Raw genomic sequence first — 24,393 nt, forward strand, 5'->3', positions numbered from 1 at the left:
ATCATGAAGATTCGCTCGATATTGGGTGCTGCTGCGCTGTCCGTGTTGCTCGCCGCATGCGGTACGTCGCAGTCCGCGACCTCCACCCCTGCCGCCGAGTCGGCCGACACGGTGCTGAAGGTGGGCGCGAGCCCCGTCCCGCACGGCGAGATCCTGAAGTTCGTCAAGGACAACCTGGCCCCGGCCGCCGGGCTGAAGCTGGAGATCGTCGAGTTCACCGACTACGTCCAGCCGAACGTGCAGCTCGACGAGGGCCAGCTGAACGCCAACTTCTTCCAGCACAAGCCCTACCTGGACGACTTCAACGCCTCCAAGGGCACCAAGCTGAGCTTCGTCACCCCGGTGCACCTGGAGCCGCTCGGCCTGTACTCCAAGAAGATCACCTCGCTGTCGGCGCTGGCGGACGGGGCCACCGTGGCCGTCCCCAACGACGCCACGAACCTCGGCCGCTCGCTCAAGCTGCTCGCCGACAACGGCCTGGTCAAGCTCAAGGACGGCGCGGGCACCGCGGCCACCGAGCGCGACGTCACGGACAACCCCAAGAAGCTGCAGTTCAAGCCCCTTGAGGCGGCCCAGCTCCCGCGCTCGCTCGACGACGTGGACGCCGCGGTGATCAACGGCAACTACGCCATCGAGGCCGGGCTCAAGCCCGCGAGCCAGGCGCTGGTGCTGGAGAAGACCGAGGGCAACCCGTACGTCAACGGGCTCGTCGTCCAGGCCGGCCACGAGAAGGACGCCAACATCGTCACCCTCGGCAAGCTGCTCCAGGACCCGAAGGTCAAGGACTTCATCAAGCAGAAGTACGAGGGCTCGGTGATCCCCGCCGAGTGACCTCTGTCGAGTGATCCCGGCGTCGGCCTGATCCCCGTGTCGGTCGGTGCCCAAGCCGCGGCTCCCCGGTGGGAGGGCCGCGGCTTCGGCGCGCCCTAGCGCCGCCGCCGAACGACCGAATACTGTTCTAATATGTACCCGGGAGCCATCGCAGCCGTCACCCCCGACAAGCCCGCTGTGATCATGGCGGGCTCCGGGCGGGTCCTCACCTACCGCGAGCTCGAAGAGGAGTCCAACCGCCTGGCCCACGCCTTCCGCGCGGCCGGGCTCAAGCCCGGCGACCACGTCGCCTTCATGCTCGCCAACCACCCGCTCTTCCTGGCCATCGCCTGGGCCGCGCACCGCGCGGGCCTGTACTACACGCCGATCAGCTCCCGCCTGCAGACCGACGAACTCGCCTACATCGTGGACAACTGCGGCGCCCGGGTCTTCATCTCCAGCGCGAACCTGGCGGAAGTGGCCGGCTCGATCACCGGCGCCACCCCGCGCGTGGAGCTGCGGCTCATGCTCGACGGCGTCGCCGAGGGCTTCGCCTCCTACGAGGAGACGGTGGCCGGCTGCCCGGTCACCCCGATCGCCGACGAGTGCCAGGGCGCCGACATGCTCTACTCCTCCGGCACGACCGGCCGTCCGAAGGGCGTCAAGGTGGCCGCCTCGCTGGCCCCGCTGAGCGAGTCGAACACGCTGGTCCGGCTCATCCAGGGGCTGTTCGCGCCGTCGGCCGACAGCGTCTACCTCTCGCCCGCGCCGCTGTACCACGCCGCGCCGCTGCGCTACTGCCTGTCCTTCCAGCGGCTCGGCGCCACGGTGGTGGTGATGGAACGCTTCGACCCCGAGGAGTACCTGCGGCTGGTCGAGCGGTACGGGGTGACGCACTCACAGCTCGTCCCGACGATGTTCATCAAGATGCTGAAGCTGCCGGAGGAGACCCGGACGAAGTACGACCTGTCGTCGCTGGTCTGTGCCATCCACGCCGCCGCGCCGTGTCCCGTGCCGGTCAAGGAGCAGATGATCTCCTGGTGGGGGCCGGTCATCCACGAGTACTACGCGGGCACCGAGGGCAACGGCTTCCTCTACGTCGGCTCCCAGGACTGGCTGGAGCACAAGGGCACGGTCGGCCGCTCGCTGCTCGGCGTCGTGCACGTCTGCGACGAGGACGGCGAGGACCTGCCGCCGGGCGAGCACGGCACGGTCTACTTCGAGAACGGCGCCCGCTTCGAGTACCACGGCGACCCCGACAAGACCCGCTCGGCGCAGGACCCGAAGGGCCGGGGCTGGACCACCCTCGGCGACATCGGCTACCTGGACGCCGACGGTTTCCTGTACCTCACGGACCGCCGCTCGTACATGATCATCTCGGGTGGGGTGAACATCTACCCGCAGGAGGCGGAGAACGTGCTGGCCGTCCATCCCAAGGTGGCCGACGTGGCCGTGTTCGGCGTACCGGACGAGGAGATGGGGGAGCAGGTCAAGGCCGTCGTCCAGGCGATGACGGCGACGGAGGCGGGGCCGGCGCTGGAGGCGGAGCTGATCGCGTACTGCCGGGAGCACCTGGCCCACTACAAGTGCCCGAAGTCGGTCGACTTCCGCGACGAGCTCCCGCGCCACCCGACCGGCAAACTCTACAAACGCCTCCTGAGGGACGAATACTGGCCGGCCCGCACCTGACCACCGGACCGCGATCACACGACCGGCGTTCGGAGTCTGCCGAGCGGAAGCCCCGGCCCGCCGCCGCCTCTGGCGCGTACGCGGGTCGGTGGGGGAGGCTCGGTGGTGCCCTCGGTCCCGCCGCGGGCCGGGGCGAACGGTTCGGTACCGACCCCGAGGGGCTCGCCGACCGCGGCCGGGGATAGCCCGCCCGCGGGACGGCTCCTCGACAGCGCCGCTCCCGGCCGCCTAGGGTGCTGGCCATGACGGACCGCCCGGTCGTGGGCCAGTGCGAGTGCGGCGCGGCCGCCGGACCGCTGGGCGCCTGCGTGGACTACTACCACGCCGTCCTGTCCGAAGAGCAGGGCGACCCCGGCATGTACCGGTGGCACGCGGTGGTGGTCTGCGCGTACTTCCTGCAGCATCCGTCCGGGGCGCACCCGAAGTACCTCGACGGCCAGTTCCGCCAGTTGCAGCTCTGCCTGGACCGGGGCCTGGACGCGCTGCTTCGCGTGGGAGCCCGCCAGGTGGCCAGGAACAGGCGCGGGACGCGGCCGGTCGACGACCTGGAGCCGTTGTCGGCGTACGCGCCGCTCCCGCCGGGTGGGCCGCCCCGGCACTTCCGCGCCACGTTCCGCGACCTCCCGGTCCGGGACGGCAGCTTCGTGTCCGACGGTCCCCCGGCCTACGGCCGGCGCATCGAGACGATCGCCGAAGCCACAGTGGAATCCTGGCGCTCCCTCCAAACCTGACCCCGCCCGAGGCGGAGGCCGTGGCTCCTTGTCAACGGATCGCGCTGTCGGTGCCCACCCTGCGCATCGAGGCGGCCGTCCGTGCCCGCCGCTGACCGGACCCGCCGGTGTACGGAGACCGCGTGAAGCCCCAGAATGGGGTCATGCGCCAGGAGATCGACCGGAGCAGGCTCAAGGTCACCAGCAGGCGGCAGATCGCGGAGATACGGGCCCGGCGGGCTCACGAGCGGGAGTGGCGTGAGGCGCGCAGGATGGCGCACCTGTACCGGAAGATCCGCCTCATCGGGAAGATGATGATCATCCCCGTCGCCATAGTGGTGGGAGTGCTGCGAGCCCTCGGCGTCATCCCGCCGCTGTGACCACACGTCGCCGCCCACGTTCGGGCTCGCCCGCACCGCCGTACAAAAGTGGTTTGTAGATTCTTTTCTGTTTTTGGGTGCATATGTCTGGCCCGTGAGCAGCGCAGATAAAGCGTGAGTGAGTCGTCTCACAGCGTTCCGATCACCGCCTTAACCAGCTCTTACGCCCCTCTTGGCACCCTTGAGTCATAGGGACTTGAGGGAGATGACAGATGAACGCGAACGAGCCTCGCGAGCAGGGCACCGGCGGGTGGAGCCAGTTCGGCGCCACCCCGCCGGCCGCCGGGGGCTTCCCCCGGCGGGACACGATCGTCATGGAGCAGCCGCCTCCTCCTCCGCCGTCCACCCCCGTCAAGGCGCGGCTCAACGCCGGGCAGAAGGCCGTCGCCGGGCTCGCGCTGGCCGCGATGGCCATCGGCGGCGGTGTCGTGGGGGCCGCCGTCGCGACCGCGTTCCAGCCCGAGCCGCAGCAGGTGGTCAGCGCGCCGAGCCCGGTGCTCAGGTCCGCCTCCAACCAGCTCTCCACCGCTGAGGTGGCCGAGCGGGTGCAGCCGTCGGTGGTCATGATCCAGGGGCAGACGGGCGAGGGTTCGGGGGTCGTGCTCTCCGAGGACGGCCTCATCCTCACCAACAACCACGTGGTCGTCGGCGCCTCGCAGGGCGGGGGTCAGATGACGGTCAAGTTCAGCGACGGCAAGACCGCCAAGGCCAAGGTGGTGGGCACCGACCCGGCCACCGACCTCGCGGTCATCAAGGCCGAGGACGTCTCGGGGCTGACCAAGGCCATGCTGGGCGACAGCGACCAGCTCAAGGTCGGCGACGACGTGCTGGCCATCGGCAGCCCCCTCGGCCTGGACGGGTCGGTCAGCCGGGGCATCGTCAGCGCCCTGAACCGCACGCTCAAGCTGGGCGGCGAGCAGCGTCAGCAGCTTCCCCCCGGGTTCGGCGGCGAGCAGCAGCAGGGCCAGGTGGAGGGCACCACCATCGGCGACGTCATCCAGACCGACGCCGCGATCAACCCCGGCAACTCCGGCGGCGCACTGGTGAACGCGGCGGGCGCGCTCGTCGGCATCAACACCGCCATCGCCTCCGACGCGGCCGGCGGCGGCGTCGGCTTCGCGATCCCGGTCAACACCGCCAAGCAGGTCGCCGAGCAGCTCATCAAGAGCGGCAAGGTCAGCCACGCCTTCCTCGGCGTGAGCGTCACCGACGCCACCGGCGACGTGCCCGGCGCGCTGATCCGGCAGGTGACCGCGGACAGCCCGGCGGCGAAGGCCGGGCTGCAGGAGGGTGACCTGATCACCAAGATTGGGGACACACCTGTTGACTCAGGCGATACGGTTGTTGGACAGGTCAGAGGTTTCAAACCGGGCCAACAGGTCAAGATCACATATATGAGGGACGGTCGGTCCGCGGAGGCCACCGTCACCCTCCAAGAGAAGAAGTGAACACCAGGACCCCCTCCCGGAGACGGGTGTGCCGTTGAGATCGCTGCGGACTCGGCGGCACACCCCCCCATCAGGCGAGACGCCGGCCTATCAAGCGAAACGCCGGCCCTCGTCGCGGCGGTAGGCCCAGGTGGCGGCGGCCGCCGCGACCACCGTCCAGACGCCCAGCATGATCAGCGCGATCCCGTCCGGGCGGACCCCGGCGATGGCCGCCCAGATCAGCTCGGCCGCGCCCCTGGACGGAACGTACGGCGAGACGGCCTCCACGATGTCCGGCAGGATCTGCGGCGGCAGGATCAGCCCGCCCACGATCGCCACGGGGAAGAAGACGATCTGCGCCACCGCGAGCGCCGCCTTCGACGGCAGCGTCAGGCCGAGGAACAGGCCGATCAGCATGAACGGCACCCCTCCGCCGACCAGCGCGGCCAGCCCCAGGGCCAGCCGGACCGGCGTGATGACCGCCTCGGTCAGCAGGGCCGCGACCACCAGCACCGGCACCACCGACAGCAGCATGAGGACCACCGTCGAGACCATCCGCCCGGCCAGCCGCGGGAACGGCCCGGCGGGCAGCGTGCGGGTGTAGGGGTCCCAGGGCTGCTCGCGATCCTGCGAGACCGACGCGCTGAGCCCGATCACCGCCGAGGACATGGCGCCGAAGAACATCAGCGCCCCCGTCGCCGATGTCGCCGCGGCCGGGTCGCCGCCCGCGAACGGCACCACGAACGCCAGCATCGAGATGGCCGGGAACATGGAGCTGGCCAGGATCCCGATGGGCACCCTGAACTGCTCGACGAGCTGCAGCCGGGTGTGGGCCACGATCAGGCTAGACATGCGCGCTCTCCTTGGGGGGCGAGGTCGAGGTGATGGTGAGGAAGGCCTCCTCCAGCGTGGTCGGCCTGACCTCCAGCCCCGAGAACGGGATGCCGCTGCGCACCAGCTCGACCACCAGGCGGTCGGGGTCGGTGGTCAGCAGGCTGACGCGGCCGTCCTGGCGTTCGGTGCTGAGCACGCCGGGCAGCTCGGGCAGGTCCCCGGCGTCGAGCGAGACGCGCCGCACGCCCACCATGTCGCGCACGGCCCGCACGGTGTCGTCGGCCAGGACGCGTCCCTGCCCGACGACGACCACGCGCTGGGCCAGCGCCTCGATCTCCTCCAGGTAGTGGCTGGTCAGGACGACCGTGCCGCCTTCGGCGTGGAAGGCCTGGATGCCGTCCCAGAGGGTGCGCCTGGCCTCGACGTCGAGGCCGGTCGTTGGCTCGTCCAGGAACACCAGGCGCGGGCGGCCGGCGAAGGCCAGCGCCACGGCCAGGCGCCGCTTCTGCCCGCCGGACAGCCCGCCCACCTGCCGCTTGACCAGGTCGCTCAGGCCGAAGCGGTCGAGCAGTTCGTCCCTGCCGAGCGCGTCGGGGAAGTGGGCGCGCACGAAGTCGGCGATCTCGCCGACCCGCAGCGACTCGGGCAGGCCGGTCTCCTGCGGGGTCACGCCGATGCCCCGGCGCGTGACGGGATCCTGGGGCGAGCCGCCGAACAGCTCGACCGTGCCGGAGGTCGGGCGGCGCAGCCCGACGAACAGGTTGATCAGGGTGGACTTGCCCGCGCCGTTCGGGCCGAGCAGGCCGACCAGCTCTCCGGCCCGGATGTCGAGCGAGACGCGGTCGAGCGCGAGCACGTCCCCGTAGCGGCGGGTGACCTCCACCGTTCTGGCGAGGGCCGTCATGGGGTTCCTCCAGCGTTGTCGAGCAAGGCGCGGATCGCCTTGGTGTAGTCCTCGAAGGCCAGCCGTCCGCGCTGGGTGAGCGCGACGTACGTGACGGGGGTGCGGCCCTTGTGGGTCTTGGTGATGCGGACGTAACCGGCGTCCTCCAGCTTGGTCAGGTGCACCGAGAGGTTGCCGGCCGTCATCCCGAGCAGGTCCTTCAGCGAGGGGAAGGCGATCTCGTCGCGCCCGCCGAGGGTGTTGAGCGTGGCGACCACCCGCAGCCTGGCCTGCGCGTGGATCACCGGGTCGAGCTCGGGGACGGCCCCGTCGGGGCTCACATCCGCCGCCGCAGCACGACGCCGGCCGCGATGTAGCCGCCGCCGGTCAGCACGGCCGTCAGCAGCGCGTGCCAGCCGGCGCCGAGCATGACGCCCACGCCGTTGACGACCGCCGTCCACACGCCGACGAAGAACATCGGCCAGTACGTCCAGATCGCGCCGCCGGCCATGTAGAGCAGCGCGACGAGCGTCATGAAGCCGCCGCCCCACAGCAGGCCGCTCTCGGCGGCGGGGAGCTGGGGACTGAAGCGGATGGCGATCACCGTCATGGAGACCAGGCCGGCCATCCAGGCGTAGCCGTACATCATGCCCTTGGCCGAGGTCTCGCCGCGGACCTGCGCCCCCATCTTCACCATGGCGAAGATCGCGATCGCCCCGGCCAGCGACATGCCGGCGAACAGCACCGTGATCGCCTGCGGGTGGGAGATCGGCGCGTAGGGCACGCCGTCGAGGCCGTAGTGCAGGAACAGCGCCGTGAAGCCGAGCAGCCAGGCCACGCCCCAGGGCACGTACAGCAGCACCGGGTCGCCGTGCAGCCGCCGGACCGTGGCGGTGCGTTGCTGCTCGATCAGCCGCAGCGTCTCCTCGGGGGTGCGCGCTCCGTCGTCGTCCACCATGCCAACTCCTCTTACCCGCAAACAGGTTTGCATCATAAACCTGATGGCGACGCAAACTCAAAGCGTGGGCAAAGGGATCGGCTAGCGCCTGGTCAGCGCCTCGGACTCCCACAGGTCGCGGTAGTAACCGGGCACCGCCACCAGCTCGTCATGCCGTCCGCGCTGGACGACGCGGCCCTCGTCGAGCACCACGACCTCGTCCACCGACTCCAGGCCCTTGAGCCGGTGGGTCACCAGGACGGTGGTGCGGTCGCGGATGACGTCCAGCAGGTCGGCCATCAGGCGGTCGGCGGTCTCCTCGTCGAGCGCCTCGGCGGGCTCGTCCAGCAACAGCACGGGCGGGTCGTACAGCAGCGCCCTGGCCAGGGCCAGGCGCTGGAGCTGGCCGCCGGAGACGGTCCTGCCGTCCTCGCCGAGCTCGGCGTCCCAGCCGACGCGCTCGGCCCACGGGCCGAGCCTGGCCTCCCGCACGGCCGCCGCCAGCCGCTCGTCGCCGGCGTCCGGCCCGGCCAGGCGCAGGTTGTCGCGCAGGGTGGTGCGGAAGATGTACGGGTCCTGGGTGAGGCCGGTCATCAGCGTGCGGACGTCGTCGCCGGACAGGTCGCGCAGGTCGGTCCCGTTGACCCGCACGCTGCCAGACTCCGGCTCGACCAGGCGCATCAGCGCGGCCAGCAGCGTGCTCTTGCCCGCGCCGCTCGGGCCGACGATCGCCACCCGGCGGCCGGGGGTCAGGCGCAGGGAGACGCCGTCGAGCGCGGGCCTGGCGGCCTCGGGGTGGCGGACGACGAGGCCGTCGACCTCGACCGTCAGCGGAGCCGACGGCACGGGCGCGGGCGCGGCGGGCTCGGCGACGGCCGGCGCGGCGGCGCGGACCTCGCGCAGCCGCCGGATCGCGGCGGTGATCCCGGCCATGCGCTCGCCCGCCGCCGCCAGCGGCAGCACCGGCTCGAACGACACCAGCGCGGTCAGCGCGAGCACCGCCGTGGCGACGGAGCCGGCGCCCGCCCCCTGGGCGAGCAGCACGATGGCCGCCACCGTCAGGCCCTGGGCCAGCGTGCCGACCGCCAGGGCGGCGGCGTGCACGCGCGACTGGCGGCGCTCCAGCGCGGCCAGCGCCTCGTCGGCGGCCAGCGCGCCGGACAGCGCCCGCTCGCCCGCGCCGTAGGCGGCCAGGTCGGCCGAGCCGTGCACGAGGTCGGCCACGCGGGCCGCCAGCGCGGCCCTGGCCGGCGCGATCCGGGCCGACCAGCGGCGCGCGGCGGCGGCGGTCGCGGCGGGCAGCAGCACGCCCGCCACCACGAGCCCGGCCACCAGCACCAGCGCGGTCAGCGGCAGCACGAACAGCCCGATGGCGACCGCGGCCAGCCCGGTCAGCAGCGCGGCGGCGGCCGGGAGCAGCGCGCGGACCAGCAGGTCCTGGACGGCCTCGGTGTCGTCCACCATGCGGCTGAGCAGGTCGGCGCCGCCGTGGCGGGGGCGCTGGGGCGGGACGAGCGCCTGGTAGAGCCGCTCGCGGGTGCCTGCCTGGGCGCGCAGGGCCACGTCGTGGCCGGTGAGCCGTTCGGCGTAGCGGAAGACGCCCTTGCCGGTCGCGAACGCCCTGGTCGCCACGATGGCCACGCTCAGCGCGGCCAGGGACGGCTGCTGCGCGGCCCTGGTGATCAGCCAGGCGGCGGCCGCGATCAGCCCCAGCCCGGCCAGGTCGGCGGCCGCCCCGGCCAGCACGGCCCAGGCCAGCCGGGTGCCCATGCGCCGGTTCATCGCGCGCTCCCCTCGGGAAGGGAGGCCACGCTCTGCGGCTCCCGGTGACCGTCGCCGTCCGGGCGGGCGGGCGGACGGTCGCGGGTGGTGTCGGAGACGACGCGGCCCTCGTGCACCCGCACGATCCGGTCGGCCAGGTCGATCATCGCGGGCCGGTGGGCGACGATGACGGCGGTGCGCCCTCGCGCCAGCTCCGCGGTGGCGGCCACGACGGCGGCCTCGCTGCGGCCGTCGAGGCGGGCGGTGGGCTCGTCGAGCAGCAGCGCCGTGGCGTCCGGGCGGCAGAAGCCCCGGGCCAGCGCCACGCGCTGCCGCTGGCCGGCCGACAGGTTCGCGCCGCGCTCGCCGACCACGGTGTCGAACCCCTGGGGCAGGCCGTCCACGAAGTCGGCGTGCGCGGCGGCGGCCGCCCGCCGGACCTGCTCCAGGGTGGCGCCGGGCGCGCCGAGCCGGATGTTGTCGGCCACCGAGGTGGTGAACAGGTGGGGCCGCTGCGGCACGTACGCCAGCGCCGCCCGCCAGCTGTCCAGGTCCAGCTCGCGCAGGTCGGCGCCGTCGACCAGGACGCGCCCCTCGGCCGGGCGCAGGAAGCCCAGGACCAGGTGGAGCAGCGTGCTCTTGCCGCCGCCGCTCTCGCCGACCAGCGCCACCCGCTCGCCGGGCGCGATGGTGAGCGTCACGTTCTCCAGGGCGGGCTCGTCCCTGCCGGGGTAGCGGACGGTCACGTTCTCCAGGCGGATCTCCGGCGCGCCGTGCCCGTCGTACCGGCGGGCCGGGCCGGACGGGCCGGACGGGTCGCCGGCGGCCTCGTCCAGGACCGCGAAGGCCGCGTCGGCGGCGGCCACCCCCTCCATGGAGGCGTGGAACCGGGTGCCCATGGCCCGCAGCGGCAGGTACGCCTCCGGCGCCAGCAGCAGCACCAGCAGCGCCGTCGTCAGGTCCAGCGAGCCGCCGAGCAGCCGCAGCCCGATCGGCACCGCCACCAGCGCCAGCGACAGCGACGCGCACAGCTCCAGCACCAGCGACGACAGGAACGCCACCCGCAACGTGCGCATGGTCGCGCTGCGGTGGGCGTCGGCGACCTGCCGGATGACCGTGGCCTGGTAACGGGCCCGCCCGAAGGCGCGCAGCGTGGGCAGCCCGCGCACCACGTCGAGGAAGTGCCCGCCGAGCCGCGACAGGGCGTGGAACTGCCGCTCGGTGACCGCCTTGGTGGTCATGCCGACCAGCGCGCCGAAGACGGGGATCAGCGGCAGCGTCACCAGGACGATCACCGCGCTGCCCAGGTCGGCGGTGAACAGCCGGACCAGCACGGCCACCGGCACCACGGCCGCCACCGCGATCGAGGGCAGGTAGCCGGTCAGGTAGGCGTCGAGGCCGTCCAGGCCGCGGCCGGTCAGCGTGACCAGCTCGCCCGACCGGTGACCGGTCAGCCTGGACGGGCCCAGCTCGCCCAGGCGGGCCAGCAGCCGGTGGCGCAGCGCGGACTTCACGCCCGTCGCGGTGCGCCCGGCGAAGACGCCCTGCGTCCAGGCCAGCAGCGCCCGGACGCCCACGACGGCGGCCAGCGCTCCCAGCGCGGCAGCGGTGAACCGGCCTGACAGCACGCCGGCCAGCAGCTCGGCCTGCGCGAGCACGAGCAGCCCGGCGAGCACGGCCGCGACCATGGTGACGGTCAGGTGGCGGCGCACCGAGCGCTCGGCCCGCATGAGCCGCAGAAGATCCTTATGCACGTGGCCTTCAGAAGAACGAGGGGAGCGGGACGGCGCCCTTACCTGGCCGGAAAGTCCGCCATACCCATACTTGCGCGCCCAGCATGATCGGCGCGAACGGCAACGCCATGACACTGAGCACATTCAACGTAGCCGCCGGCGCGCTGTGCTCCAGCAAGTACGGCATGGCCCCCGCCAGCAGGCCGATCGCGGGCAGCGCGGCCACCAGCCCGGACAGCAGCAGCGCCCGCCCCGAACGCACGGCCCCGAACGCGCCCGGCTCCCGCCAGGCCAGGAACGTCCACCCGTGGAAGGCGAACAGCAGGGTGACCAGCACGCCCAGCAGCACCCCGACCGGATGCACCGGCGAGGAGGCGAACCCGGTCGCGGCGGCGTGCAGCGCCATGCCCCACCCGAACGACAACCCCAGCGACCCGAACGCGATCATCGCGTCCCAGAAGCCGCGCCACCGCGCGCCGTCCAGCCGCCGCCGGAACCACAACCCGGCGTCGCGCACGATCCAGCTCAGCAGCATGGCCACCACCAGCGGGTAGAGCCCGAACAGCACCTCGCCCTCCAGGCGCGGGTACACCCCGAACAGCGTCCCGGCCACCGCCACCAGCCATACCTCGTTGGCCAGCACGAACGGCGCCATCGCGGCCACCATGCGGTCGCGGTCGCCGCGCGTCCTGCCCAGCACCGGCAGCAGCAGGCCGACGCCGAGGTCGAAGCCCTCCAGGGCGAAGTACCCGGCCAGCAGGACCGCGAAGAACAGGAACCAGATCACTTCCATGTCAGCACTCCTAGTAGCTCATCGCCGGGGCGGGCTCGGCGCCGGCCTGGACCGCCCCGAGGTCGAGGTCACGCGGGCCGCGCCGGACGACCCGGGCGATGAGGACGTAGTCGACGACCGCCAGCAGCCCCAGCACGCCGGCGAACCCGATCAGCGAGGCCGTGACCATGCCCGAGGTCAGGCCGGGCGTCAGGGCGTCGGCCACGGTGAGCTTGTGCCAGACCATCCACGGCTGGCGGCCGATCTCCCTGGCCATCCAGCCCAGGATCGCCAGCGCGAACGGCACCGGGGTCATCACGATCAGCACGGTGTGCGTCCACCGCCAGCGCGGCAGCCAGTAGATGAGCGGCAGGAGCACGAACAGCAGCACGAACCCCAGGAGCTGGCCGATCTCGATCATGAGGCCGAGCGGCACCCCGGCGCCCGCGTCGCCGTCGAACTTGCCCTCCTGGACGCCGCCGAACTGCGCGTACCCGAACCCCAGGGCCAGGAAGGCGCCGACCGCCGCCACGCCGACGCCCGTGCGCAGCGACCTGGCGAAGAACAGCGTCTCGCGGGTGCGCCGCCGCAGCTGGTACGCGCTGGCCCCGGCCAGCACCAGGCCGCCGGTCAGCAGGCCCGCGCCGATGACGTGGGGGAAGGAGAAGACCAGCGTCTTGTTGGTGAGCAGGGCGCCGAAGTCGACCAGCTCCAGCCGGCCGTTCCTGACCACCGAGCCGGCCGGGTTCTGCAGGAAGGAGTTGGCGACCATGATGAAGAACGCGCTGGCGTACGCGGTCAGCGTCACCAGCCAGATGCAGGCCAGGTGCAGCCACTTGGGCAGCCGCCCCCACCCGAAGATCCACAACCCGAGGAACGTGGACTCCAGGAAGAAGGCCACCAGCGTCTCCATGGCCAGCGGCGCGCCGAACACGTCTCCGGCGTAGTGGGACAGCCCGCTCCACGACAGCCCGAACTGGAACTCCATCACCAGGCCGGTGACGATGCCCAGGGCGTAGTTGATGACGTAGATCTGCCCCCAGAACCGCGTCATGCCGCCGTGCAGCGCGCTGCCGGAGAGCACGTGGCGGGTGTGCATGAGCGCCACGACCGGCGCCAGCCCGAGCGTGAGCACGACGAACAGGAAGTGCAGGCTTCCCGTCACGGCGAACTGCGTGCGGGCGAGTTCGAGTACGTCCATTCGATCGACTCCGTTGTTGTGTCTACCTACATATAGGCAGCCTACATGTAGACTGGCTACATGGCGAACGGTTGTCTAGGATCTGGAGCATGAATCCAGACGCGCTGCGCGGGCACATGGACGCGTTGCTGCTCTCGGTGCTGGAGCGGGAGCCGCTGCACGGCTACGCCATCATCGAGGCGCTCCAGGAGCGCAGCGGGGGCGCGCTGAGCGTGCCCACCGGCACCGTCTATCCGGCGCTGCGGCGGCTGGAGCGTGTCGGCTACCTGGCCAGCGAGTGGGCCACGGTGGGCGGGCGCAAGCGGCGCACGTACCGGCTGACCGACCCGGGCAGGAAGCAGCTCGAAGGGGAGCGGTCGGCCTGGCGCGAGTTCACCAGCGTGATCGGCGGCGTGCTCCAGGCCGACACCCGGGCCGACGCGCGGGCCTCAGGCTGAGGCGGCCGAGGAGGTCGAGGAGGCTCAGGAGGCCGAGGAGGCCGAGGAGGCCGGGGCGGGCCGGCGGGTGCGGCTGACCCGCAGGCAGCGCGTCGCGCCGTAGATCTGCAGGCCCCAGAACGCGGTGGTGACCAGGTTCGCCAGGAACGCGGGCAGGTAGCCGGTCATCGTGCCCGGACCGGGCGGGCTGTAGGACAGCACGAGGCTCATCGCGCCGCCGAGCGGCAGCATGCCCCACACGACGATGCCCAGCGACCTGGTGACCAGGTGCGGGCGGCGGATCCAGCGGGCGCCGCGGCCCAGCGCCAGCAGGGCGAGGCCGCCGTACAGGCCGGTGGCGAGCTGGCAGACGTCGAGCAGCTTCGAGATCAGGTGGTACCAGGCCGGACGGCCCATCCACAGCGCCGGGTCGGCGGGGTAGGTGCGCCACACCATCGACCACATGAGCGCGGTCAGCGGGACGCTGATGAACAGCAGCAGGCCCAGCCGCCGCCCGGCCGCGGCGGTCAGCTCGTTCTGGTAGCCGGGGGCGATCTCGGTGACCGGGCCGAACTCCGCCACCGCCAGCCGCTCGGCCTCGGCGCGGTCGAGGCCGTCGGCCTCCAGGGCGTCGGCGGTGTCGGACAGGCTGTCGCGGGCCTCGACGACCAGGTCGCGCTTCGCGCCGGACGGGCCGGAGAGCGCGCGATCGAGGTCGGCCACGTAGTCGTCGATCCGCATGATCCCAGTCTACGGAGTACGCCGCCGATGGCCTATCAGGGAAGACCCCGATATTTCGCGCCGCGACTTGATATGTCGGAAAAATCCTACGTATAGTGTCCGACATGCTGATTTCCGGGATCCTCACCGTCACCGTGCCCGTCGCCGACCAGGCGCGGGCGCTCGACTTCTACACCGGCGTGCTCGACTTCGAGGTGCGCACCGACAACCCGTTCCCGATGGGCCGCTGGCTCACCGTCGCGCCCAAGGGCGCGGCGACCGCGCTCCTGCTGGCCTCCTGGTTCCCCGACATGGCCCCCGTCGGCGGGCTCGTGGTGGCCGCGCCCGACCTCGACGCCCTGGCCGCCCGGCTCGCCGCGCACGACGTCGCCTTCGAGGGGCCGAGCGAGCAGGCGTGGGGACGCCAGCTGCTCTTCCAGGACCCGTTCGGCAACGGGTTCGTGGTCAGCCAGGCATGACCGCCGACCACGTCTTCACCGCGCTGGCCAGCCCGGCCCGGCGCGAACTGCTGCGCCTGCTGCTCCAGGAGGGCCCCCAGCCCGCCGGGCGGCTGGCCGAGCGCTTCGACATGAGCCGGCCCAGCGTCTCGGAGCACCTCAAGGTGCTCAAGGACGCCGGGCTCGTGGCCGAGGCCCGCAAGGGGCGCGAACGGCACTACCAGCTGGAGGCCGAGCCGCTCATGGAGATCCGCGACTGGCTCACCCCGTACGAGAGGTTCTGGCGCGAGAAGCTGACCGGCCTGTCCGCGCTGCTCGACGAGATGGAGGACGACGATGGCTGACGACCGGACCGCGATCAGGCTGGACGAGTTCCTCAAGCACCCGCCGGCCAAGGTGTGGCGGGCGCTGACCGATCCCGAGCTGATGGCCCGCTGGCTGATGCCCAACGACTTCCGGCTGGAGGTGGGCCACCGGTTCACCTTCACCACCCAGCCGAGGAAGGCGGTGGGGTTCGACGGGACGGTCCACTGCCAGGTGCTGGAGTTCGAGGCGGAGAAGCTGCTGCGGATCAGCTGGAGCGACCGCAAGCAGGCCGACTGGACGGTCACCTGGCGGCTGGTGCCGGAGGGCCGGGGCACCCGCCTGTTCCTCGACCACGAGGGTTTCGACCCCGACGACCCCACCCAGCAGCTCTCCCGCCGGATCATGGGCGGCGGCTGGCCCCGGCACTTCACCGTCATCGGCGACCTGGCCGCCACCCTCTGATCCGGCTTCCTGCACGGCCGGCTTCCTGCACGGCCGGCTTTCTGCACGGCCGGCTTTCTGCACGGCCGGGTTCCTACATGGCCGGGTTCCTACATGGCCGGGAGCTCGCGGGTCAGGCGCGAGCTCCACGGGCACCAGTGGCCGCCCGGCAGGAACGCGCCGCCCGCCTCGTCGAGGTGGTCCTCCACGTACGTCATGCTCGCGTCGCAGACCTCGATGGCCACGTCGAAGAAATTGATCGTCTCGGGCTGCAGGTGGTAGCTCCACCGGGCGTTGTAGGCGACGGGCCGCTTGACGATGCGGCCGTGCACGTGCGGCCGCTCGTCGGTGGCGCCGGCCAGCAGGTCGCGGGCGTGCCGGATGGAGCCGGGGTCGGTGAGCTGGATGACGAACCGGGACCGGCCGTCGGTGTCGGTGAACTCGAAGTACGCCTCTCCGGCCGCCTGGGCCGGGACGGCTCCCGCCGCGGCGAGCAGGACGACGGACGCCAGCACAGCACTGATCTTGGTGACGATGCGGGGCACGGGGGACACCTCCGAAACTGTCGGCCGCACTCTGCGGCTCGTCACCCAAAGTAATCGAGCGAATGCGCAAAGTCACTACGACGGAAGCCGGAGGCGGGCCATGACCCGCGCGGCCACCTCCTGCGGCGACCGGCCGTCGGTGTCCAGGCGCACGTCGCCCGCCCCCGCGCGGTCCAGGGCTGCGGCCTCCCGCGCCGCCCGTCCGGCCACGGCCCGCAGGGCGTCCGGGCCGAGCCCGCGCAGCTCGTCGCCGGGCGTGGCCGGGCCGCCTCCCCGGCCGCGCAGCAGCACGCGTTCCAGCAGCGTGGCGGGGGAGGCGTGCAGCCGGAACACGGTCGGCGTCAGGCCGGGAAGCAGGCGGGTGCAGGCGCGGACGGCCTCGTCGGAGTCCGCGCCGCCGGAGACGACCAGGCATTCGGCCCCGGCCGCCCGGTACCCGTCCCACAGCGCGGCCAGACCGCCGGCCCTGAGCCGGCGGCCCTCCTCAGGCGTGGACGGGCGCAGCGCGGAGATCTGCCGCAGATCGACGTAGGCGGCCCGTACGCCCGACCGGTGAACACGGCTGAAGACCTCGTAGCCGACCGTCGACTTCCCGGCCGCCGTCGCCCCCGAGAACCACACCAGGGGAACCGGCGCACCGGCACCGGCACCCCCGCCCCGAACAGCCGAGGCGGGCGCCGGCCCGGCGACGGGTGCGGTGAGGGGGGCGGTTACGTGGGCGGTGCCGGGTGCGGTGAGGGGGGCGGTGACGGGTGCACGGGCGGGTGCGGTGACAGGTTCGGTGGCGGAGGCGGGGGTGGGTGCGGTGACAGGTTCGGTGGCGGAGGCGGGGGTGGGCGGCGGCCATCCGCCCAGCCGGTCGAGCACCAGCCGGGCCGTCTCGGCCACCGTCCGGCCGCCGGTGTCCACGCACAGGTCGGCGTACCGGCTGCGGTCCTGCTCGACGGCCTCGGCCACGGCCGCCTCCACCAGGTCCGGACGCCAGCCGCGCCCCAGGAACCGCTCCCGCAGCTCCGCGTGGGGCACCCGCAGCCGGCACACGGTGAACGCCGCGCCGGGCAGCAGCGCGGTGTACTCGCCGACCTCCTCGGGCGTGTCCACGAAACCGGCCAGCACCAGGCAGCGCATCCCGGCGCGCCGGAACCCGGGCCACAGGGCCGCCAGGTTGCGCGCCCGCAGGCGATGCGTGCCGCCCTCCGGCGCCGGATGGCACAGGGCGATCTGGTCGGTGTCGAGGAACGCCGCCTTGACGCCGTTGCGGCCCAGCCGGTCGAAGATCTCCCAGCCGGCCGAGGACTTGCCGGCGCCCGTGGGGCCCGTCAACCACAGCAGCGGCAGCGGATCGTTACTCACCGGCGCGACCCTAGCGAGCCCGGTCCGCCGCCCACCACCGCATTTCGGCCCGCCCGCTGATGGATGACCGGACCGCCCGGCCCGGCTACTGGTGCAGGACCGGGTTGTGGTGGACCGCCTGGCGGGCCGCGTGCGAGGTGGAGCTCCACAACACCGCCGCCGCCGTCAGCGCCGCGAGCAGGGTGCACCAGGCGACCGCGCGTCCGAGGCGCATGCCGTACCCCCACAGCAGCCACGACAGCGACAGCCACCAGTGCTCACCGGCCTGGCGGCGCATCTCCATGGCGGCGAAGGCGAAGTCCGCCGAGGTGTCGCGGTCCTCGATCCGGCCGCGCAGCTCGGCGTAGAGGGAGGCCAGCAGGTCGGGGGTGGGGGGCGAGCCGCCGGCGGCGTCCCAGCCGCGCAGGGCGTGCTCGTCGGCCAGCGCGCTGCGCCGCGAGATCCAGCGCAGCATCGGACGGCGCAGGCTGACCCGCACCCCGCGCGGCGTGAGCGCGAACGTGCAGTTCCTGACCCGCACCCCGGCCGGGTGCATGAGCCCGGCGAAGCCGCACCCCGACAGGTCGAGGCCGGTCAGCGTGAGGCTGGCGGCGTCCACCTGGCGCAGCGAGCTCAGCATCGACAGGCCCTTGCCGGTCACCGAGGCGGGCCCGTGCAGCACGGCGCCCTCCAGGTCGGCGCTGGAGTCGGTCAGCCGCACGGTGGCGGCCCCGAAGACCTCGGCCCGCCGCAGGTCCACCCCGCAGCGCGCGACCGTCACGTCGAGCAGGCCGTCGGCGCGGGTGCGCGCGGCCGAGAGCCTGCCGGAGGCCGACAGGTAGGCGTCCCCGGCGAAGTGGGCATAGTCGAACCCCGCCTGTCCGCGCACCTTGCGGAAGGAGAGGGTCCGGCCGAACCTGGCCCCGCGGAACGTGGCGCCGGTGCCCAGACGGGCGTCGTCGAAGGTGGCGTACCCGTCGAACCGGGCGCCCTCGCAGGAGAGCCCGTGCTCGAAGACGGCCTGGCCGAACAGCGCGTCGCGGGACATGACGGCCCGGTCCAGCGAGACGTGCCCACGGACGCGTACGCCGTGGAAGGACAGCTCGCGCGTGAACCTGGCCGCCGCCAGCGACACGTTCCCCTCGAAACGGGCCCCGAAGAAGGAGGCGAGCCGCTCGAACCTGGCTCCGTCGAGCGACACGTCCCCGGCGAACGTCACGCCCGACAGCCTGACGTCGCCGGTGAACCTGGCCCGGTCGAGCCGGGCGCGGCCCGGTCTGCAACTCGTCGCCTCCAGGACCCGCGCGAGCAGGTCGCCGTTGACGGTGGTGCCGCGGAGGTCGAGCAGCCTGCCGGGGGACAACCGGGCGAGGACGGCGGGCAGGTCCTCGGCCGGCAGATGCGCCAGGCACAGGCCGGACGGCTGTTGGGCGATTCCGGGGCAGGCAGCAGAAAACGCGCAGGTGACCCAGTCCATGCACTGGTCATACCCGCGTGCCGCCAATGTCAAGGTTCGATGATTTAATGTTCTATCCACTTTTGTGTGGAAATATGCGGGCAATAATCCCTCTAAAGTGCCGGTCATGCGCGTTTTATCCCGAGCAGTACTCGCTGCCCTCGTGGCGGGCGCCCTGACCGCCACCCCGGCCCTCGCCGACACGGCGGCGGCGCCCTGTGACACCCCGGCCGACCGCCGCGTCGCCGAGGTGCAGGGCAGCGGCGACACCGGCCCCCTGACCGGCCAGACCGTACGGGTCGAGGGCATCGTGACCGGCGACTTCCAGCGGACCGACCAGCTCAGCGGCTTCTTCCTCCAGGACCCGCGGCCGGACGCCGACCCCCGGACCTCCGAGGGCCTGTTCGTCTTCGCCCGCGAGTCCTTCAAGGACGTCAAGACCGGCGACCGCGTCCTGGTCACCGGCAAGGCCACCGAGTTCAACGGCTGGACCGAGCTGTCCCCGGTCACCGCCGTGGACGTCTGCGGCACCGGGAGCGTGGCGGCGCAGCCGTACACGCTGCCCCCGGCCGCGGACGGCCTGGAGGCCGTCGAGAACATGCTGCTCACCTTCCCGCAGCCGCTCACCGTGGACGACAACTACAACCTGGGCCGCTTCGGCGAGGTCACGGTGTCGGCGCACGGCCGGCTGTACCAGCCCACCGACCGGCCCGGCGTGGACCCCGCCGGCGACACGCGCCGCTCGCTGCTCATCGACGACGGCTCCAACCGCGAGAACCCGGCGACGCTGCCGCCCGTCACGCGGGCGGGCGCCGTGGCCGCCGGCGTCACCGGCGTGCTCGGCTACGGCTTCGGCGAGTACCGCCTCCAGCCCACCAAGCCGATCGCCTACCTGGACGCCAACCCGCGCACGCCACGCCCCTTCCCGGTGGTGGGCAACGTGACGGTGGCCTCGTTCAACACCCTCAACTGGTTCACCACCATCGGCTCGCGCGGCGCCAGCAACGCCAACGAGCAGCAGCGGCAGCTCGCCAAGCTGGTGGCCGCGCTGAAGGGCCTGGACGCCGACGCGGTCGCCCTCATGGAGGTCGAGAACAACGGCCAGACCGCGCTGCAGGCGCTCGTGGACGCCGTCAACGCCGAGGTCGGCGCCGGCACGTACGCGGCGCTCAGCCACCCTCACCCCGGCACGGACCTCATCCAGGTGGGCCTGATCTACAAGCCGGGCAAGCTGACCCCGGTCGGCGAGACCAGGGCCTCCCAGGACCCCGTCTTCAGCCGTCCGCCGCTGATCCAGACCTTCCGCAGGAAGGGCGGCGGCCAGCCGTTCACCATGATCGTCAACCACCTCAAGTCCAAGGGCAGCTGCCCGGCCGACGGCCCCGACGCCGACCAGGGCGACGGCCAGAGCTGCTGGAACCCCACCCGCGTCAAGCAGGCGCAGGCGCTGCTCGGCATCATCGGCGACCAGGACCTGCCCAACCCGCTGGTGCTCGGCGACCTCAACGCCTACGGCGAGGAGGACCCGATCGACACGCTGGAGGACGGCGGCCTGACCAGCCTCACCAAGCGGTTCGTGCCGCAGGCGCAGCGCTACAGCTACCTGTTCGACGGCCTGGCCGGCGAGCTCGACCACGCCTTCGCCGGCAAGCAGCTGCTCAAGCGGGTGACCAGCACCACGATCTGGCACATCAACTCCGACGAGCCGCGCATCCGCGACTACAACACCGAGTTCAACCCGCCCGGCCTCTACCAGCCGGACGCCTACCGTTCCTCCGACCACGACCCCCTGGTGATCGGCCTGACCCTGCCCGGCGGCCACTGACCCGTGCGGAAGGCGCGGCCCGCGGGCCGCGCCTTCCGGCGTCCCGGATCGCCGCTCGCAGCGGGGTTGCGCGCCTCCAGGGCATGGAATGCTGGTGGGGGGTACGTGGTTGACACGGTTGCAATTTCACCGAAGAGCGAGGAGCCGCTTGTGGCGACCATCGAAGTAACAGAGAAGAACTTCAACGACATCGCCGACAAGGGCATCGTGCTGCTCGACTTCTGGGCGACGTGGTGCCCGCCGTGCAAGAAGTTCGGGCCGATCTTCGAAGCGGCCTCCGACAAGCACGACGACATCACCTTCGGCAAGATCGACACCGACGCGGAGCAGGCGCTCGCGCAGGGCTTCGACATCACCTCGATCCCCACGCTGATGGCGATCCGCGACGGCATCGTGGTCTTCGCCCAGGCCGGCGCGATCCCGGGCCCGGCCCTGGAGGACCTCATCCGCCAGGTCCGCGCCCTCGACATGGACGCGATCCGGGCCGAGCTCAGCGAGGAGCTGAAGAACGCCGAGCAGAACTGACCCCGGCGGGCCCCGCCTGCACGGCGGGGCCCTCGCGTCGCCCGGCCCGCGCCAGGGCGGCGGCCAGCGGGAACACCGCGATCACCACGAGCGTGCCGGGCAGCCCGGCCAGGCGTGACAACGCGCCCGCCACGCCCAGCCCGATCCCGCCGCCGACGAAGAACGTCAGGTTCAGCAGGCCCATCGCGCCGCCGCGCCGCTCCACCGGGAAGCTCGCCGACATCCGGGCCGTGATCACCACCTGGGCCAGCGAGAACGCCGGGAACCCGAGCGAGGCGGCCACCACCAGCAGCACCGCGGCCCACCCCGCCGGCCCGCCGTGCCCACCCTGCCCGCCCGGCCCGTCGCTGAGCGCGCCGGCGAGCCCCGCCGCGACCAGGCTGAGCGCGAACGCCGCGGCGACGGCGGGCAGCAGCCACGACCGGGTGCCCGCGATCCTGGCCAGCACCACGCCCACCAGCGCGCCCGGCAGCAGCCAGGCGCCGATCGTCAGCACACTCCACCCGTGCACCCCGGCCAGGAGTTGCGGGGCGGCCCACATGGTGGCGAACAGGCCGCCGTACACGCCGACGCCGATCAGGGCGGCCCCGCGGAAGACCCGGTCGGCCGGCAGGTCACGCGGGACGAACCCGCCCGCCGCCGTACGGGTGCGCCGGACCAGCGCGGCCCCCGCGACCACCGCCACCACCCCGGCCAGCGCCGCGACGGGCCAGGTCAGCCCCAGGTTGGCCGACTGGACGAGCACGAGGAACGCCGACACGCCCGCCGCCAGCAGCCCCGCGCCCACGACGTCCACCCGGCCGCCCGACCCCGCCCGCCGCGCCACCGGCAGGCAGAACGGCACCGCCACCAGCGCCAGAGCGGGCAGCGCGAGGGTGAGCCGCCACGACAACGCCTGGGTGACCAGCCCCCCGGCCAGCGTCGCGCCCGCCGAGAAGACCGCCATCGCGCTGCCGAACCAGGTCAGCACCGCCTGACGCCGCTCCGGCTCGGCCGTGGCCGCCAGGTTCAGCGCGACCGCCGACAACCCGCCCGACCCGGCCGCCAGCACCGCCCGCGCCGCCACGAGCGCGGCCAGCGACGGCGCCGCCAGGCAGGCCAGCGCCCCGAGCGCCAGCACCGCCGAGCCGAGCAGCAGCGTGCGGCGCACCCCCCACGCGTCCGACAGGCGCCCGAACAGCGCCGTCCCGATGCCCAGCGCCAGCGCGTGCGCGGTCAGCACCCACACCACCGCGCCAGGACGCGCCCCCAGCGCGGCGGCGACGTCCGGCAGGGCCACTCCGGCCGCCGTGACGCCGAACACGGCCGGGCCGAAGAGCGCGCCCAGCCTGATCCCGATCGATCCACTCCCGTTCATGCGGGACAGTCCATCGCGGGAAGAGCGGGCGAACCAGGAGACGTTCTCCTGGACAGTCATCACGGATCATGATGAATGGAGACACCGTGGAGCTGCGGCAGCTCGCCTACTTCGTCGCCGTCGCCGACGAGGGCGGCTTCGGCCGGGCCGCCGAGCGGCTGCACATCGTGCAGCCCGCGGTCAGCCAGCAGGTGAGCAGGCTGGAACGCGAGCTGGGCGCCCGCCTGTTCGACCGGTCGACCCGGCACGTGCGGCTGACCGAGGCGGGGGAGCGGCTGCTGCCCGAGGCCCGCGAGGTGCTCGCCGCGGCCGAACGGGCCCGCCGGGCGGTCACCGGCCACCTGGCCGAGTCCACCGTGCGGCTCGGCGTGTCCGCCGCGCCCGGCACCCGCCTGTACCCGATGCTCGACCGGCTCGACCCCGGCCTGCGGGTCCGGCTCAGCAAGCAGGGGCTGGCCGAACGGCTGGCGGCGGTGCGCTCCGGCGACCTGGACGCCGCCCTGGTGCGTCTCGTGGACGCCGCGCCCGGCCTGGAGTTCTTCCCCGCCTGGACCGAGCCGCTGGTCGTGGCGCTGCCCGCCGGCCATCCGCTGGCCGGCTCCGGCACCCTCAGCCTCGCCCAGCTGGGCGACCTGCCGGTACGGCTCGCCCCCCGCGAGCGCAACCCGTCCTTCCACGACCTGGTCACCGGGGCCCTGGCGCGGGCGGGCGTGGACCCGCCGCGCGGCCCGGCCTTCACCGGCCTGCACGACACGCTCATCGACCTGGCCTCGGGCCCGCCGTCGTGGACGCTGTTCTACCCGGTCTTCGACGACCTGCCGCCGATCCGCGGTGTGGCCTACGCCGGCCTGGACGAGCCCGAGGTGCGCACCTACCTCGCCGTGCCGCCCGGTCCGCCCACGGCCCGGGTACGCCGGCTCCTGGCCGCCCTGGCCTGACCGCGGGCCGCGACCGGGCCGTCCGTCAGGGCTTGCGGGCGACGCCGACGTAGCCGACGTCGGTGCCGCTCGTCAGGGCGGGCGGCTCGGTGGGACGCCAGTCCTGGGGGAAGACCAGGCCGGGGTCGGCCAGCTCGTAGCCCTCGAAGAAGGCCAGGATCTCCTTGTCGGTCCGCAGGCTCAGCGCGGCCGTGGCCTGGTTGTAGACCTCCAGCGCCTGCGGGGTGGTGTCGGGCCTGGCGTCGATGGCGTGGCTGATCACCAGGTGGCTGCCGGGGGCGCTGACCTCGCGCAGCCGGGCCACGATCGGGTGGGCCTGCTCGTCGGGGATGAAGTGCAGGATCGCCAGCATGAGGAAGGCCACCGGCCGGTCGAAGTCGATCAGCGCGCCCAGCTTGTCCAGGAGGGTGTCCACCTCGCGGATGTCGGCCTGCAGGATGTCGACGTTGTCCGTACGGGCCAGCAGCGCCCGGCCGTGGACGCACACCACCGGGTCGTAGTCGACGTAGACCACGCGGGCCTCGGGCGCGATCTCGTGCGTGTTGCCCTGGGTCGGCAGCCCGGCGCCCAGGTCGACGATCTGCCGTACGCCCGAGTCCACCAGATGCCGCACGGCCCGCCGCAGGAACGCCCGGTTGGAGCGGGCGGCCTCCTTGGTGTTGGGGAACACCTTGAGGATCTGCTCGGCCGCGGCGCGGTCGGCCGCGAAGTTGTCCTTGCCGTCGAGGTAGTAGTCGTACATCCGCGCGACGTTGGGGACGTTGGGGTCGACCCCCTCGGGGGCACTGTCCACGATTTCTCCCGAAATTTCGGTCCTTCGGGTGATCATAGCCTCGCCGACCCCGCCCGCACCGGAATTCGGTTCGGTTGTCCGCGCGGCGCGCGTCACGAACACGCGCCACGCGGAACCGGCCCAGCCCGGGAGCACGCCGCCCTC

General features: G+C 72.8%; 26 protein-coding genes. 12 read left to right on the forward strand and 14 right to left on the reverse strand.

The window, feature by feature from the left end:
• Positions 1-3 precede the first annotated feature (3 nt).
• The 5 genes from AB0J76_RS15410 to AB0J76_RS15430 all read left to right on the forward strand — a co-directional run bounded on the left by AB0J76_RS15410 (position 4) and on the right by AB0J76_RS15430 (position 5,037).
• The gene (locus AB0J76_RS15410) at positions 4-831 is read left to right on the forward strand and encodes a MetQ/NlpA family ABC transporter substrate-binding protein (protein WP_352329098.1); all 828 of its coding nucleotides are present in this window, start codon (positions 4-6) and stop codon (positions 829-831) included.
• Positions 832-963: 132 nt separating this feature from the next.
• Positions 964-2,499 carry an AMP-binding protein gene (locus AB0J76_RS15415; RefSeq protein WP_352329096.1) on the forward strand — a complete coding sequence of 512 codons (1,536 nt, stop codon included), beginning with the start codon at positions 964-966 and terminating at the stop codon, positions 2,497-2,499.
• Positions 2,500-2,741: 242 nt separating this feature from the next.
• The gene (locus AB0J76_RS15420; RefSeq protein WP_352329094.1) at positions 2,742-3,230 is read left to right on the forward strand and encodes a DUF5946 family protein; all 489 of its coding nucleotides are present in this window, start codon (positions 2,742-2,744) and stop codon (positions 3,228-3,230) included.
• A gap of 122 nt (positions 3,231-3,352) precedes the next feature.
• Positions 3,353-3,589 (forward strand): hypothetical protein, encoded by a 237-nt coding sequence (locus AB0J76_RS15425; protein ID WP_352329092.1) that lies wholly within the window; start codon positions 3,353-3,355, stop codon positions 3,587-3,589.
• 212 nt (positions 3,590-3,801) lie between these two features.
• Positions 3,802-5,037, forward strand: coding sequence for a trypsin-like peptidase domain-containing protein (locus AB0J76_RS15430; RefSeq protein WP_364389704.1), 1,236 nt, complete (start codon positions 3,802-3,804; stop codon positions 5,035-5,037).
• Positions 5,038-5,127: 90 nt separating this feature from the next.
• On the opposite strand, the gene AB0J76_RS15435 is transcribed toward AB0J76_RS15430, so the two are convergent.
• The 8 genes from AB0J76_RS15435 to AB0J76_RS15470 form a co-directional block, all read right to left on the reverse strand.
• Positions 5,128-5,868, reverse strand: a complete 741-nt coding sequence (locus tag AB0J76_RS15435) for an ABC transporter permease (protein ID WP_352331117.1) — start codon at positions 5,866-5,868, stop codon at positions 5,128-5,130.
• Positions 5,861-6,754: an ABC transporter ATP-binding protein gene (locus AB0J76_RS15440; RefSeq protein ID WP_364389706.1), complete on the reverse strand. Its 894-nt coding sequence runs from the start codon at positions 6,752-6,754 to the stop codon at positions 5,861-5,863. The genes AB0J76_RS15435 and AB0J76_RS15440 overlap by 8 nt, the downstream gene beginning before the upstream one ends.
• Positions 6,751-7,074 (reverse strand): transcriptional regulator, encoded by a 324-nt coding sequence (locus AB0J76_RS15445; protein ID WP_352328377.1) that lies wholly within the window; start codon positions 7,072-7,074, stop codon positions 6,751-6,753. Before AB0J76_RS15445 ends, AB0J76_RS15440 begins: the two co-directional genes overlap by 4 nt.
• The gene (locus AB0J76_RS15450) at positions 7,071-7,691 is read right to left on the reverse strand and encodes a hypothetical protein (protein WP_352328376.1); all 621 of its coding nucleotides are present in this window, start codon (positions 7,689-7,691) and stop codon (positions 7,071-7,073) included. The genes AB0J76_RS15445 and AB0J76_RS15450 overlap by 4 nt, the downstream gene beginning before the upstream one ends.
• An 81-nt stretch (positions 7,692-7,772) precedes the next feature.
• Complete coding sequence (gene cydC, locus AB0J76_RS15455) at positions 7,773-9,452, reverse strand: thiol reductant ABC exporter subunit CydC (protein WP_352328375.1); 1,680 nt, start codon at positions 9,450-9,452, stop codon at positions 7,773-7,775.
• Positions 9,449-11,185 (reverse strand): thiol reductant ABC exporter subunit CydD, encoded by a 1,737-nt coding sequence (gene cydD / locus AB0J76_RS15460; protein WP_352328374.1) that lies wholly within the window; start codon positions 11,183-11,185, stop codon positions 9,449-9,451. The genes cydC and cydD overlap by 4 nt, the downstream gene beginning before the upstream one ends.
• A 7-nt stretch (positions 11,186-11,192) precedes the next feature.
• The gene (locus AB0J76_RS15465; RefSeq protein ID WP_352328373.1) at positions 11,193-11,957 is read right to left on the reverse strand and encodes a cytochrome d ubiquinol oxidase subunit II; all 765 of its coding nucleotides are present in this window, start codon (positions 11,955-11,957) and stop codon (positions 11,193-11,195) included.
• A gap of 10 nt (positions 11,958-11,967) precedes the next feature.
• Positions 11,968-13,137 (reverse strand): cytochrome ubiquinol oxidase subunit I, encoded by a 1,170-nt coding sequence (locus AB0J76_RS15470; RefSeq protein WP_352328372.1) that lies wholly within the window; start codon positions 13,135-13,137, stop codon positions 11,968-11,970.
• Positions 13,138-13,226: 89 nt separating this feature from the next.
• Between AB0J76_RS15470 and AB0J76_RS15475 the strand changes: the two genes are divergently transcribed.
• Positions 13,227-13,574 (forward strand): helix-turn-helix transcriptional regulator, encoded by a 348-nt coding sequence (locus AB0J76_RS15475; protein WP_352328371.1) that lies wholly within the window; start codon positions 13,227-13,229, stop codon positions 13,572-13,574.
• Between the two features lie 24 nt (positions 13,575-13,598).
• Here AB0J76_RS15475 and AB0J76_RS15480 read toward each other — a convergent pair whose 3' ends face one another.
• The gene (locus tag AB0J76_RS15480; RefSeq protein ID WP_352328370.1) at positions 13,599-14,294 is read right to left on the reverse strand and encodes a permease prefix domain 1-containing protein; all 696 of its coding nucleotides are present in this window, start codon (positions 14,292-14,294) and stop codon (positions 13,599-13,601) included.
• 104 nt (positions 14,295-14,398) lie between these two features.
• Here AB0J76_RS15480 and AB0J76_RS15485 point away from each other — a divergent pair, with 104 nt between their 5' ends.
• The 3 genes from AB0J76_RS15485 to AB0J76_RS15495 are packed head-to-tail and all read left to right on the forward strand — an operon-like array spanning position 14,399 to position 15,499.
• A complete protein-coding gene (locus AB0J76_RS15485; protein WP_352328369.1) occupies positions 14,399-14,752 on the forward strand; it encodes a VOC family protein in 354 nt (117 codons plus the stop codon).
• A complete protein-coding gene (locus AB0J76_RS15490) occupies positions 14,749-15,075 on the forward strand; it encodes a metalloregulator ArsR/SmtB family transcription factor (RefSeq protein ID WP_364389710.1) in 327 nt (108 codons plus the stop codon). Before AB0J76_RS15485 ends, AB0J76_RS15490 begins: the two co-directional genes overlap by 4 nt.
• Positions 15,068-15,499, forward strand: a complete 432-nt coding sequence (locus AB0J76_RS15495) for an SRPBCC domain-containing protein (RefSeq protein WP_352330228.1) — start codon at positions 15,068-15,070, stop codon at positions 15,497-15,499. Before AB0J76_RS15490 ends, AB0J76_RS15495 begins: the two co-directional genes overlap by 8 nt.
• 89 nt (positions 15,500-15,588) lie before the next feature.
• On the opposite strand, the gene AB0J76_RS15500 is transcribed toward AB0J76_RS15495, so the two are convergent.
• The 3 genes from AB0J76_RS15500 to AB0J76_RS15510 all read right to left on the reverse strand — a co-directional run bounded on the left by AB0J76_RS15500 (position 15,589) and on the right by AB0J76_RS15510 (position 18,832).
• Positions 15,589-16,023 carry a calmodulin-binding protein gene (locus AB0J76_RS15500; protein ID WP_352330230.1) on the reverse strand — a complete coding sequence of 145 codons (435 nt, stop codon included), beginning with the start codon at positions 16,021-16,023 and terminating at the stop codon, positions 15,589-15,591.
• Positions 16,024-16,098: 75 nt separating this feature from the next.
• Positions 16,099-17,376: a hypothetical protein gene (locus tag AB0J76_RS15505; protein ID WP_352330231.1), complete on the reverse strand. Its 1,278-nt coding sequence runs from the start codon at positions 17,374-17,376 to the stop codon at positions 16,099-16,101.
• Positions 17,377-17,461: 85 nt separating this feature from the next.
• Positions 17,462-18,832, reverse strand: coding sequence for a pentapeptide repeat-containing protein (locus AB0J76_RS15510; protein ID WP_352330233.1), 1,371 nt, complete (start codon positions 18,830-18,832; stop codon positions 17,462-17,464).
• A gap of 106 nt (positions 18,833-18,938) precedes the next feature.
• Here AB0J76_RS15510 and AB0J76_RS15515 point away from each other — a divergent pair, with 106 nt between their 5' ends.
• Positions 18,939-20,636 carry an ExeM/NucH family extracellular endonuclease gene (locus AB0J76_RS15515; RefSeq protein WP_364389713.1) on the forward strand — a complete coding sequence of 566 codons (1,698 nt, stop codon included), beginning with the start codon at positions 18,939-18,941 and terminating at the stop codon, positions 20,634-20,636.
• 150 nt (positions 20,637-20,786) lie between these two features.
• Positions 20,787-21,161 carry a thioredoxin family protein gene (locus tag AB0J76_RS15520; RefSeq protein WP_352329467.1) on the forward strand — a complete coding sequence of 125 codons (375 nt, stop codon included), beginning with the start codon at positions 20,787-20,789 and terminating at the stop codon, positions 21,159-21,161.
• Here the strand turns inward: AB0J76_RS15520 and AB0J76_RS15525 are convergent.
• A complete protein-coding gene (locus AB0J76_RS15525; protein ID WP_364389716.1) occupies positions 21,127-22,578 on the reverse strand; it encodes an MFS transporter in 1,452 nt (483 codons plus the stop codon). The two genes, AB0J76_RS15520 and AB0J76_RS15525, sit on opposite strands and share 35 nt — an antisense overlap.
• Positions 22,579-22,604: 26 nt before the next feature.
• Here AB0J76_RS15525 and AB0J76_RS15530 point away from each other — a divergent pair, with 26 nt between their 5' ends.
• Positions 22,605-23,456 (forward strand): LysR family transcriptional regulator, encoded by an 852-nt coding sequence (locus AB0J76_RS15530; RefSeq protein ID WP_352329463.1) that lies wholly within the window; start codon positions 22,605-22,607, stop codon positions 23,454-23,456.
• A gap of 25 nt (positions 23,457-23,481) precedes the next feature.
• Here AB0J76_RS15530 and AB0J76_RS15535 read toward each other — a convergent pair whose 3' ends face one another.
• Positions 23,482-24,249: an SAM-dependent methyltransferase gene (locus tag AB0J76_RS15535; RefSeq protein WP_352329461.1), complete on the reverse strand. Its 768-nt coding sequence runs from the start codon at positions 24,247-24,249 to the stop codon at positions 23,482-23,484.
• Between the last annotated feature and the right edge of the window lie 144 nt (positions 24,250-24,393).

The organism is Nonomuraea sp. NPDC049624 (assembly GCF_040675255.1).
GTDB lineage: Bacteria > Actinomycetota > Actinomycetes > Streptosporangiales > Streptosporangiaceae > Nonomuraea.